The organism is Fibrobacter sp. UWT2 (genome assembly GCF_900142545.1).
Classification (GTDB): Bacteria; Fibrobacterota; Fibrobacteria; order Fibrobacterales; family Fibrobacteraceae; genus Fibrobacter.
In genome coordinates this window covers 108,656-120,988 of record NZ_FRBF01000010.1, presented here as the reverse complement: position 1 = coordinate 120,988, position 12,333 = coordinate 108,656, and the positions used below count along the sequence as shown (strand labels likewise).

At 52.6% G+C, this 12,333-nt stretch carries 7 protein-coding genes; 5 read left to right on the top strand and 2 right to left on the bottom strand.

What is annotated here, in order from left to right; all coding sequences use genetic code 11:
• Nucleotides 1–109: 109 nt before the first annotated feature.
• Together BUA40_RS08860 and mnmE are read right to left on the bottom strand one after the other, a co-directional pair.
• Nucleotides 110–976 carry a GRP family sugar transporter gene (locus tag BUA40_RS08860; RefSeq protein WP_072800275.1) on the bottom strand — a complete coding sequence of 289 codons (867 nt, stop codon included), beginning with the start codon at nucleotides 974–976 and terminating at the stop codon, nucleotides 110–112.
• Nucleotides 966–2,300 carry a tRNA uridine-5-carboxymethylaminomethyl(34) synthesis GTPase MnmE gene (gene mnmE, locus BUA40_RS08855; protein WP_072800274.1) on the bottom strand — a complete coding sequence of 445 codons (1,335 nt, stop codon included), beginning with the start codon at nucleotides 2,298–2,300 and terminating at the stop codon, nucleotides 966–968. The genes BUA40_RS08860 and mnmE overlap by 11 nt, the downstream gene beginning before the upstream one ends.
• 132 nt (nucleotides 2,301–2,432) lie before the next feature.
• Here mnmE and BUA40_RS08850 point away from each other — a divergent pair, with 132 nt between their 5' ends.
• The 5 genes from BUA40_RS08850 (at nucleotide 2,433) to BUA40_RS08830 (ending at nucleotide 12,328) form a co-directional block, all read left to right on the top strand.
• Entirely contained in the window at nucleotides 2,433–3,458 is a 1,026-nt protein-coding gene (locus BUA40_RS08850; protein ID WP_072800273.1) for an aldose 1-epimerase, read from the top strand.
• Nucleotides 3,459–3,617: 159 nt separating this feature from the next.
• Nucleotides 3,618–5,924, top strand: a complete 2,307-nt coding sequence (locus tag BUA40_RS08845) for a glycosyl hydrolase (RefSeq protein ID WP_072800272.1) — start codon at nucleotides 3,618–3,620, stop codon at nucleotides 5,922–5,924.
• A gap of 138 nt (nucleotides 5,925–6,062) precedes the next feature.
• Nucleotides 6,063–7,814 (top strand): glycosyl hydrolase, encoded by a 1,752-nt coding sequence (locus BUA40_RS08840; protein ID WP_072800271.1) that lies wholly within the window; start codon nucleotides 6,063–6,065, stop codon nucleotides 7,812–7,814.
• Between the two features lie 129 nt (nucleotides 7,815–7,943).
• Nucleotides 7,944–9,806 (top strand): glycosyl hydrolase, encoded by a 1,863-nt coding sequence (locus BUA40_RS08835; RefSeq protein ID WP_083585346.1) that lies wholly within the window; start codon nucleotides 7,944–7,946, stop codon nucleotides 9,804–9,806.
• Between the two features lie 107 nt (nucleotides 9,807–9,913).
• Nucleotides 9,914–12,328: a DUF3536 domain-containing protein gene (locus tag BUA40_RS08830; protein WP_072800269.1), complete on the top strand. Its 2,415-nt coding sequence runs from the start codon at nucleotides 9,914–9,916 to the stop codon at nucleotides 12,326–12,328.
• Nucleotides 12,329–12,333 lie beyond the last annotated feature (5 nt).

The window sequence follows — 12,333 nt, the reverse complement described above, 5'->3', positions numbered from 1 at the left end:
TGGGCATCATACCTTCTTTGTGCAGGTCTAGGACCCTCTGCCATTCCTCTTCTGTGTGTATTTTTGTCATGCAAACCTCTAAAGTTGTGTCCAACGTTTGGGGTTTACGTCACGAGAGGGTCAGCAACACAGCGCCCGCGAGAATGATGAAAGTCGCCAAAAGCAACTTGATTCGTTCGCGGGCCGTTTTGTATTCGCCGAAAACAAAGACGCCCCAGCCGAGGTTTACCAGCAAGTTCAGCTGCGTAAGCGGGTAACCGATGGCGTAACCGAGCGCACCGTTCACGTCAATGGCCCAGAAGCAGCCATGCATACCAACCATCCAGAGCACGCCCATCAAAACGGTGACGAGACTCGGCACAAGTTTGTATTCAAACATTTTTTTGCGACGGATTTCAAGCACTGCAATCAGTGCCTGACTACCGAAGAAAAGACCAATCGTAAACGGGCAGAGGAATTCGACATCGGTCATCGAGAGACCCGACTGGACCGCAAGCTTGTACGGAATCAGGTACGTACCAAAAGCGAGACCTCCCAAAAGAGAGCGCCAGTTCTTGAATACGGAACCGCCATGCGACGGCGAAAGGCGCGAAAGGCCAATCAGAAAACAAGCGATAGCAGGAATCGAAAGAACGAACTTGGACTCTTCACCGAACAGGAGCACGCCCGACAGGAACGAAGCCAGAATGCTCACGCCCATGGAACGCACGCCTGCGCCCGCAAGGTCAGCTTCGGCCTGCACCGCCCAAAAACAGAAAGCGCCACCCACGACCCACATCAAACCGCAAAGCACGCCCACCGGGTGTACATTAAAAGTCCCCGTATAGAACGCAACCGCAAGCGCACTCAAAAGCGCGCCCAAGGTCATCATTGAAAGGTACGCCCAGCTGGAATAATTCGGCCATTTTTTAAGAGGCACCATGTAGGAGCCGAACATGAAAATGGCAAGCAAAGCTCCGATATAACTACTTTCCAATGCAGAACCCCGCGAAAATAGATTGTAAAATGTCTTCGGACGAAATTTCGCCCGTTATACTCTGCAATGCACGACGCACCAGCTGCATTTCAAAAGCAAGCAGCTCCACCGCCGGATTTGTCTTAAGCAAGTTGAGCACGCGATTGACTCCAGCGAGAGCCTCTTCAAGGCAAGCCTTTTCTCGTTCACTGGTAATCCAAAGATCTTCTTGATTCTCGTTTTTCTTGAACAAGGCCGCGTTCATGACACCCTTGAGTTCAGCTAGTCCCTCGCCCGTCTTGGAGGAGATACGGAGAGATCCTTCGACACGCTTCGCGTGCTCAGGATGACAAGAGGTCAAGTCGCACTTGGAGTGGACAATAAAATCAGGCTGGACAACAGGATCGCTCTCGTCTGACCCATCAACAACTAAAATCTTAAGGTCCGCCTCTTCCAAAATCTCGCGGGACTTTTTCATGCTGAGCGCATCGAGTTCGTCCATGGCCTTGTCGGCGATACCTGCGGTATCAACCAGGCGAATTTCGCCGCCTTCCAAGAAGAGACGCACCTCGACAAAGTCTCGAGTCGTACCGGGGACATTGCTCACGAGCACACGGTCTTCGCCGAGAAGAGCATTCACCAAACTCGACTTGCCCGCATTGGGGGCGCCATAAAGAACCGCCAGCGGGAGCCTGCTCAAGGCGGCCTTTCCGCGGAAGCTATTCAAAATTTGCTGGATCGATTCACGGATTGAAACAAACCGCGTTTCCCAGCCGGCAAAATCAGGGTCGGCCTCTTCTTCGGCAAAGTCTACGTCGAGTTCGAGGCGGGCCGAAATATCTTTGACCTGCGCAGAAAGCGTCGCAATCTTCTTGGAAAGCGCACCCGACAAAAGGCGGTGGGCGTTTTCCAATTCCGCGCGGTTCGCACTGTGAATCACATCGGCCACGGATTCGGCCTGGGTCAGGTCCATCTTGCCGTTCAAAAAGGCGCGGCGGGTGTATTCGCCGGGTTCGGCCAGGCGCACACCATCGATGCTGCGAATTGTCTGCAACAGGTCACGGACAATCAGCGGGTTTCCGTGGGGGTAAAGTTCCAGCACATCTTCGCCGGTATAGGAATTAGGCGATTCAAAATAAATGTACAGGAGGCTATCGAGCACCTTGCCCGATTTAGGGTCACGGGCGGTACCGAGATTCGCCATACGGGGTACCAGCCCCTTAGCAGCCTTAGAGCCAAACAAACCCTCGACGACATCACGCACACGGGAGCCACTCACGCGGAGGGCCGCCACGGCACTCACGCCCATGGGCGTCATCGGCGCAACAATCGTCTGGGAATCCATAGGGGCAAAGATAGTAAAAGTGGCTTTCAAGCTTAAAGAAGTATGAAAATCGTCACATTGTATTCTAATATTTTCTTATTTGATTGTTGCAACGGGGCATTTCGTGCCGATTTATTGTACATTTATTAACCTATGAGTCAATTCAAGCTTATTTTCCGCCCCCTGGGCACCATTCCCTGTTTTGTATTACAACGCGACGACGGCGCCGAAATTGAAATCTTGAACGGTTTCGGCAGCGGCTTGAATGCCTGGCGTGTCCCTGTAGAAAATACGCAAAACGCCCGAACCTCCACCATGCTTGACTTGCTTTACGGCTATAGGGACGAAGCGACCCTCCGTAAGATTTCTCCCGACACGAATGCGGGCTGCAGACTCTCGCCCTTCCCGGGACGCACGGCCTTCGCCAAGTTCACTTGGCAGGGCAAGACCTACGAACTTGTGAACAACGTAAGCTGGGCTCCCCATGCCCTGCACGGATTCTTGCAGGATAAGGAATGGGAATTTGATTCCTTTGAAAGCGAAAACGACAGCTGCACCGCCATATTCACCTGCGATTGGCCGGGCGCATTTGCTGGTTTCCCGTTCCCCTTCCGCGCTACGAACACCATTACCTTCTCGGGCGAAAGCGTTTCGATCACCTCGACCGTTAAAAACATCGGCAACACCGACATGCCTTATTCCGAAGGTTGGCACCCCTACTTTATGTTGGGTGAAAAAATCGACAATTTGAACCTGAAGCTGCCCAAATGCTCTTTGGCGCTTTTGGACAAAGCCGATATTCCTACCGGAGAATACAAGGAAGACACCCGTTTTGAATCCGGCCGCAAGATTAACGACGAATTCATCAACGACTGTTTCTGCCTCGAAAAAGACGTCACCCAACTGCAGGCCGTAGGCTCTGACTTTATCAACAACGCTCACGTTTTGCTCGAAAGCAACCGTTACACGCTTGACATTTGGCAAAAGGCCGGCGTTGAACAGTACAATGCCATCCAGATTTATACGCCGCCTGACCGCATGAGCATCGCTATCGAGCCCATGACAACGGAACCCGATGCATTGAATCACCACCGTGGTCTCATTGTGATCCCGCCTGGTGAAGAACGCACATTCAATTTTGGCTTCCGTTTCCACGAAAAAATGGGCATCGAGTTATAAAAACGCAAGTTTTTTGTAAACTGCAATCTACGAAATCCGCCATTTTGGCGGATTTTTTTGTTGAGAATTACCCAACGATTTATTCAACACAATTCAAAATATTCTTTGATTTGCGTTTTTTAAAAACTATTTTCCAAGACGACAATATAGGAGTCTGTTATGGAATTTACTAAAACCCTTCTCGCATTCGGCCTTGCCGCAGCAGCATCCGCAAGCGCTGCTCAATACGAAGCCGAAGACGGAACACTCACCAAAGACGCAGCTGTCGCCTCCAATACCGAAGCATCGGGCGGCAAGTACGTCAAGATGAACGGCGGCGACATCACGTTCCCCGCTGTTACCGTCGAGAAAGCCGGCCAATACAGCGTAGTGGTCCACTACATGAACAATTACGGTGGCGACAAGATCAACTATGTCGGTGTCGGCAGTACTACCTCTCAGGTTTCCTTCCCGGTTACAGACAAAGGCAAGTTTGTCGATGTCGAAACCGTCCTTACACTTGCAGCAGGCGCAAACACGATCGCCATTACCAATAGCTGGGGCTGGATCGATGTTGACTACATCGAAGTCAAGGAATTCGAAGCCAAGGCATTCACCCTTTGCAACGCTCCCGTTACCAAGAACGCCACCCCGTCTGCAATCAAGCTTTACAACTTCTTGGTCAACAACTTTGGCAAGAAGACCATTTCTGGCGTAATGACCGGCAACATGGATGCCTACACCATTGGCGACGCCACCCAGCACGAAGACGTGCAAGCAGTTTTCAAGGCCGGCGGCAAGTACCCGGCACTCATCGGTGCAGACCTCATGAACGCAACCGGCGCCAACAAGGACGAAGGCTGGTTCCAGCAGTACACCGAAAAGGCTATCGATATCGCAAAAACCACCTGGAAGAAGGGCGGCATCCCGGCCTTCACGTGGCACTGGCGCCCGGGTGACGAAGTTGAATTCTACGTGAAGGGAGCACATGACACCTACACCGAATTCGACTTCTCCGAAGCATTCATCAAGGGATCCACCACTTGGGATACGACTTCTGCCGCTTACAAGGCAATTGTCGGAGATATCGACCACGTTTCCCAGATTTTCTTGGACCTCCAGAAAGAAGGCGTTGCCGCCATCTTCCGCCCGTTGCATGAATCCGGCGGAAACTGGTTCTGGTGGAGCATCAATACGGGCAAGCAGTTTATCGCCCTCTACCAGTTGCTCTACGAACGCATGGTGTTCAAGAACGGCGTGAACAACTTGATTTGGGACTTTAACCCGCAAGACGCCTCCAAGCTTTCCTGGACTCCGGGCGAAACCTACTACGACGTTCTTAGCGTTGACATTTACAACAAGGCAAACGATCACCAGAGCAACAGCGCTGCATTCATCGACTTTGCCAACAAGGGCGGCACCAACAAGATTATCGCCCTCAGCGAAAACGGCCCGATTCCCGATGTCGACAACATGTACGCAGAAAATGCTCCGTGGAGCTGGTGGATGCCGTGGTATGATTCCTGGTCTGCAGGCTACGTGAGCCAAACCGCCGCAAGCGTATGGCAGAAGAACCTCGCCGACGAACGAATCATCACGCTCGACGAAATGCCGGGTTGGGACAACTATAGCGAAGCAGCCTCTGCAACAAAGGCTTGCCCGACTTCGACTGAAAATGCCAAGTACGGTGCCGGCGAAGCTACTCCTGAAGACTACAAGAACCTGATGATGGCCGTGACCTACACTGCCTTGAACGACAGCGGTGCAAACATCGAACTCAAAAAGGTTCCGAACCTCACTGGCGCAACGACAGTTTCCTTGAAGATTACGAATAACGGTTCCGGCGGTGCAGACAATGGCATCTGGGTTGGTCTCGCCTTTGTCCGCAACGGTATGGCAGATGACGGTTGGACGTGGGAAATGTCTACCTCCACCGGCTGCTGGATCAACGACGGAGCCTCCGCTACTTGCGAATTTGACATTACCAAGTACGAAGACGACGACAAGGTGGAACATCCGATTGACCTCGACAACCTCTTCTCTGTAACGCTCATGGTTGCAGCAGTAGGCTTCGAAGGAACCGTGATTTTCGATGAACTCGTCGCCGACAACGGCAAGGTGATTTCCGCATTCGACAAGAAGACCGAACTCTTCACCGCCGCCGATCAGAGCAAGGGTCATATCGCAAAGATTGAACTCGTCGACGAAACGGGCGCACCTGCCGCCATCAAGCCGGTAGTCGCCAAGGCTAGCGCCTCCGCCAAGCTCGCCATCTCGGGTAAGACCGTCTCGCTCACCACCGCCAAGGCTGGCATGGTCGCTGTCGAAGTGTTCGGCATGAACGGCAAGCGCGTGGCAACGCTCTACAAGGGTAACCTCGCCGCAGGCACCAGCGCATTCAGCCTCGCCGATATGCCCAAGGGCCGCTACATCGTACGCGTCAAGGGCGCAGGCCTCGCTGCCACTCAGCCGGTCTTAATCAAGTAAGTTTCTCTTCATGACTCCTGAATCCCCGTGGTCGACGCAAGTTTGCCGCGGGGATTCTTCTTTTCAGAACACTTTTTTTAGGCTACAAAATTTTCAAACCGGGAAAATTAAATTATTTTAAAAAGAACCGGAGGTTGTATGAACACCTATCATTTTTTAACCGCATCAGCACTCGCTTTATCGACCTACTCCATGGCCGCAGCCATTCGCGTTGAGGCCGAAGCCGCTGTACCCGCCGACGACCACAAACTTGAAACCGTTGCAGACGCAAACGCTTCGGGCGGCAAGTACGTCGAAATGGGTGAAGGCGATCTTGCGTTCTCCGTAGACATGCCTAGCGACGGTTACTACACGCTGTATGTGAACTACAAGCTCCCTACCGATCGCGGCAACAAGACTCAAAATTTGACTTTGAACGGAAGCTCCGCCGGCCAAATCACCTTCGGCTCTGCCGATGAATTCACGACGCTTAAAGCTGCAGGAAAAATCAAGCTGAAAAAAGGTGAAAACACCATCGGGATTACGCATTCCTGGGGATGGGTCGGCATTGACTATATCGAAATCACCGAATTCGAAGCGACACCTTGGAACATCAGCCCCAAGCCCGTCACTCCGGAGCCCACCGAAAGCGCCCAGAAGCTCTACAACTTCTTGTACACGAACTTCGGCAAGAAAGTCATTAGCGGCGTGATGACCGAACGCCCCTTCGAAAACGACGGCAAATACACCCCGCAAGATTTTGACACCCAGACCGAACTCAGCTACATCAACAAGGCAAGCGGCAAGAACGTGGTTCTCGTCGGTTTTGACTTCTTGCATTCCTCCGGCAAGAATTCCGATCAACAATGGTATCAGGGTTACACGCATGCTTCCTTAGAAATGGCAAAGACCGTATGGAAGAAGGGTGGCATTCCGCAATTCAACTGGCATTGGAAAGACCCGATGCACACCGTAGAAGCATTCTACACACAATCGAGCGGAAACGATCCCTACACCGAATTTAGCATCGGCCTCGCTTACGACACCACTACCGGCAAGTGGAAAACCGACAGCGACGAATACAAGGCCATTATGCGCGACATGGAAATGATCGCCGATTCCCTGCTCACGCTCCAGAAAGAAGGCGTAGCCGTGCTGTGGCGTCCGCTTCACGAAGCAAGCGGCAAATGGTTCTGGTGGGGCACCGACGGCGCCAAAGCCTGCGTAGCCCTGTACAAACTCATGTTCGACACCTTTGTGAACAAGAAAGGTCTGCATAACTTGATTTGGGTTTGGACCACTGACGAAGCGCCCGATGCACTGGATTGGTATCCCGGCGACGAATACGTAGACGTGGTGGGTCGCGACTATTACTACTACCCGCGCGAATCAAATCACGCCTCGCTCATTAGCTCTTTCGAAAAAGTCAAGGATACGTACGGTGCCAAGAAAATCGTCACACTATCTGAAAACGGCTCCGTGCCCTACCCCGATGAAATGAAGGCCGATGGCGCCAACTGGAGTTGGTTCATGCCGTGGTACGGTGACTACGCCATGGAAGGCTGGGCAAACGACAACAATGCTGAAAGCTGGAAGACCGTCATGAACAACGAATACACATTGACGCTCGAAGACATGCCCGGCTGGAACAAGTACGAAATGCAGACGACCGTGATCGCCTCCGCCAAGAAAGCAGCCTCTACAATCCAGCTTGTCGGTCGCGATTTGCAGGTAAACTTGAACGCCTCAACGGCACAAGTCTCGATTTATGATTTGCAAGGAAACCGCGTGCTCGCGAAAAAGATGAGCCAAAACGGCACGATTGCGCTTTCTCGCCTCGCCCGCGGACCGTACCTAGTGCGTATCCAGGCGAACAGTTTGACTCAAAACCACAAAATTACGCTAAAATAAGCAAATTTCACTAAAAAACGCCTTTTAGGCTATTGCGGAAAAGACAACATCTTTTCCGCTTTTTTGCTTTCAAAATGAAAATCGCGGCCATTCGAAGGTATATTTAAGGCATAAATTAAGGAGTGTTGTATGGGATGTAAATTACTCGCGGCGCTGTCCGCATTCTCTATGGTGTCTGCTTTTGCAGCCCCCACCATGTACGAAGCCGAAGATTTGCCTGGCGCAAGCGTTGCCGAAGGCGCCGAATTTTCGGGCGGAAAATACGCAAAGACCGCAGACCCTAGCGGCATCACGTTCACCGTCAAGGTTGAAGAAACCGCCGTCTACGATATTACCACCAAGGTTTTAATCAAGCAATACGACTGGACCACCTCTAAAATCGCGGTCAACGGTGTGGATGTAGGTTCCATGCTTACCACCCCGCGCAACTGCGATTCGAGCTACGTGGTTTCGGCATCGGCCAAAATGAAGGCCGGCGAAAACAAAATTACCGTGGGTAACCAGGCTCTTGGCGTGGACTACATTACCATAGAACGCCACCCCGACCCGACATTCAACATCGGAACTGCACCAGTCACGCCGAACGCAAGCGAAAGCGCCCAGAAGCTCTATAGTTTCCTGCGCGAGAACTTCGGCAAAAAGACCATTAGCGGCATGATGATTAGCGACCAGAATTTCAACTACAATTATGGCGACATGAAACTCTTGGGCCCCGGCGAATGCACGCCCGCAGACTCTTGCAAGTTCAGCGACGAAGAAGTCTCGTGGAAGGGCCAGACCGACATCGCCGAATTCTACAAGCGTAGCGGCCACTACCCCGCTATTGGCGGCTTCGACATGCTGTTTGCCGCAGGCGGCCACCACGAAGAAGGCTGGTTCAAGGGCTACACCGAAAACAACCTGTTCATGACCGAAGACCTGTGGAAAATGGGCGGCATTCCGACTTATACCTGGCACTGGAAGGTGGGCGAAGACACCGTATTCTACACGCAGGGCACTCCCGCAGGCTTTAACAACCCCGGCTGCACCGAAGGCGTCATGGGCACTTCGAACACAAATACCTGCTTTAACTACACCAAGGCTTTCAAGGGCGACAAGTGCCAAGAAATTGATGAAACCTCACAGGAATACAAGGACATCGTCGCCGACGTGGACATTGTCTCGGGCTACTTCAAGCAACTGCAAGACAAGGGAATTGCCGTCGTATGGCGCCCCTTGCATGAGGCCAGCGGTGGCTGGTTCTGGTGGGGTACCGCAAGCGCCGAATGCTATGTACAGCTGTACCGCTTGGTATTCAAGCGCATGGTCGAAACCAACAAGCTCAACAACTTGATTTGGGTCTGGAACATCAATACCGACCCGAAATTCGGTTACGACTACAGCGCACTGAATGCAGCCTGGTACCCGGGCGATGAATACGTGGACATTGTCGCTGTTGACATTTACGACCCGCTGAACGACCACAACTCTGCCGCCAATTACTACAACAAGATTGTGAGCGACGTGGGCACAAGCAAGATGATTGCCTTGAGCGAAAACGGCGCTATTCCGGACATCGACAGCATTGCCGAAGACAAGGCTTATTGGAGCTACTGGATGACTTGGAGCCAGACCTGGAGCGGAAACTTCTTGGAAAAGACTCCTGCCGACATGTGGAAGCGAAACCTGGACGACGAACGCATTATCGCTCTCGACAACATGCCCGGCTGGGACAAATACATCGCCGAAGTTACCACAAGCGCATTCAACCGAATTTCAAATAAATTAAGCATCACGCTGCAAGGCAACAACCTGAACATCACCATTCCGCAAGCAGGCCACACAAGCATCGCGCTCTTTGACATGCTCGGACACAAAGTAGCAAGCCTCGCCAAGGGCAACCTGCCCGCAGGTTCCCTGCAATTCAGCCTCGAAGGCATCGCCAGCGGCAACTACATCGTACGCGCCAAAAACGGCACCGCAGGCTACGCGCAGAGAATCAGGGTGAAGTAGGCGAAGCAAAAAATATTCCCAATTTTCCACAAACAAGGACTCGCTCAGGCGAGTCCTTCTGTCTACTGTCAACTGCCTACCGCTCACTATTTTTTATATTTGTTAACATGGAAAAGAAGCACCCCCTTTATTTTACGATCCACGGTCACTTTTACCAGCCGCCTCGTGAAAATCCTTGGACGGGCGTTATCGAGAATCAGCCGAGCGCACGCCCTTTCCACGACTGGAACGACCGTATTGCAAGTGAATGTTATAGTCCGAATTCCGCCAGCCGTATTTTGAGCCCGAACGGACGTATTGTCGATATTGTCAACAACTACGATTTTATGAGCTTCAACATGGGTCCGACTCTCATGGGTTGGATTCGCACGAACGCGCCCGACACCTACAAGCGCATTCAAGAAGCCGACAAGCGAAGCGCCGAACGCCTAAATGGTCATGGTAACGCCATTGCGCAGGTGTACAACCACATCATTATGCCGCTCGCATCTGCCGAAGACAAAAAGACGCAGATCCGCTGGGGCATCGAAGATTTTAAGTTCCACTTTGGCCGCATGCCCGAAGCCATGTGGCTCGCCGAAACCGCCATCAACTTCGAGACGGTGGTGGAACTCATCAAGGCCGGTATCAAGTACACGATTCTTTCACCCACGCAGGCCGACAAGTTCCGCAAGCTGGGTGATACCGAATGGACCGGCTGCAGCAACACCGATATCGACACGACTCGCCCGTACCGCATTTACCCGCGCAACAAAGACGGCGTACTCGTTTGCGACGGCTACCTGGATGTATTCTTCTACAACCCGTGGCTTTCTTCTGCCGTGGGCTTTGAACACTTGCTGCGCGATGCAGGCACCTTCGGCAACCGCATCAGGGATGCCTGGGACGAAAAGCGCACCGACCCGCAGCTGGTAAGCATCGGTACCGATGGCGAAAGCTACGGTCACCATGAACCGTTTGGCGACATGTGCGCCGCCTGGCTCTACAACCACTACGCTCCCGACCATAACATGGTGCCGGTAAACTACGGCTGGTTCCTCGAAGAATTCCCGCCGCAGCACGAAGTATTGCTCAAGAATTTCTACAGTGAAGGTTGCGCCTGGAGCTGCGCCCACGGTGTTGGCCGCTGGTACCGCGATTGCGGATGCTCGACAGGCGGCGGCCCGGGCTGGAACCAGAAATGGCGCGGTCCTCTGCGCGACGCATTCAACCACCTGAAAAAGCTCGCCGACGACATCTTCTACCGCGAATTCGAAAAGATTTCGGATGTGGATCCGTGGGAAGCCCGCAACAACTTTGTGGAAGTCCTGGTCGCTCCCGAAGACGAATCCCGCATCAAGGCGTTCCTCGCCAAGACCGTCAAGGATCCGAACGATCCGGACATGTGCGCGAAAGCTATCCGCCTGCTTGAAATCCAGAAGTTCTGCCTGTTCAGCTTTACGAGCTGCGGCTGGTTCTTCAACGACATCGAAGGTCTGGAACCGGTGCAGAACATGCGTTACGCACTGCGTGCCATGGAGCTTCTGGAACCATTCCTGCCGTACGGTCACCATATCAAGAACGAAGTCATTAGCATTCTCGCCCGTGCCACGAGTAACGAACACAAGTGGAACGGCGCCGAAGTGTTTACGAACTACGCCGAAGAAAAGGTTCCGGTGGTCGTGAAGGAAATGGCCGAACAAGCCGCCATGTTCCACTTGAACCTGGAAGACGATTCGGAAAAGAACAAGAAGATTGTTGCCACGAAGATTGCTTCTCGCAGACGTCAGACGCTTGTACGCACCGAGTATTACGACAAGTACATCAACGAGCGCCGCATTTCGACGGTGCTTGCCATTACCGACATGCTCGGCCGAATCAACCTGGTGGTTGCCGATGGCGAAAACGAACAGAACGGTCTCAAGTTCGTCGAAAACCCGAACATGAGTACCCAGGAACTGCAGGATACCTACCCCACCGCCTACGTGGTGCGTATGCGTAACCTTATGAGCGACTCCATCAAGCGCATCAACCAGATTTCGACTAAGAAGTACCTGAACGAAATTACGGAATCGTTCTCAAACTTCGCCCTTTCGCATGGCCTTTCAATCGACAGTCTGGCCGACCTCGACCATACCCTGCCGGACACCATGCGCAAGATTCTTTCGCTCGAAATCAACTCCAAGATTCACCATCTGGCGCTCGCCTACATGGAATCTGACGACCAAAAGGTCTTCGACGAAATCAAGGACCTGATCGAAGAAGCAAAGGCATTGCATACCCACTTCTCGTTCGGCGGTACAGGTCGCATGTTCCATGCCAAGCTCGTAAAGCTGATTGATTCCGTGTTCGAAAGTTTCGACCCGGCTGCAGTCAAGCACATTACGGGCCTCATTACCGTGGCCGACTGGCTTGGCCTCGGCATCGACAAGACGAGCCTCGAAAACAAGGTGTTCCCCGCATACCAGGAATACGTGAAATACCCGACCAGCAAGATTGCGGCACTCAAGCCCATGTTCAGCTGGCTGAACTTTGAAACGTAATTCCT

Bases quoted from the DNA above. Each gene is read 5' to 3' on its own strand.
- BUA40_RS08845 (WP_072800272.1), top strand. From the start codon at position 3,618: ATGGAATTTACTAAAACCCTTCTCGCATTCGGCCTTGCCGCAGCAGCA.
- mnmE (WP_072800274.1), bottom strand. From the start codon at position 2,300: ATGGATTCCCAGACGATTGTTGCGCCGATGACGCCCATGGGCGTGAGT.
- BUA40_RS08830 (WP_072800269.1), top strand. From the start codon at position 9,914: ATGGAAAAGAAGCACCCCCTTTATTTTACGATCCACGGTCACTTTTAC.
- BUA40_RS08850 (WP_072800273.1), top strand. From the start codon at position 2,433: ATGAGTCAATTCAAGCTTATTTTCCGCCCCCTGGGCACCATTCCCTGT.
- BUA40_RS08835 (WP_083585346.1), top strand. From the start codon at position 7,944: ATGGGATGTAAATTACTCGCGGCGCTGTCCGCATTCTCTATGGTGTCT.
- BUA40_RS08840 (WP_072800271.1), top strand. From the start codon at position 6,063: ATGAACACCTATCATTTTTTAACCGCATCAGCACTCGCTTTATCGACC.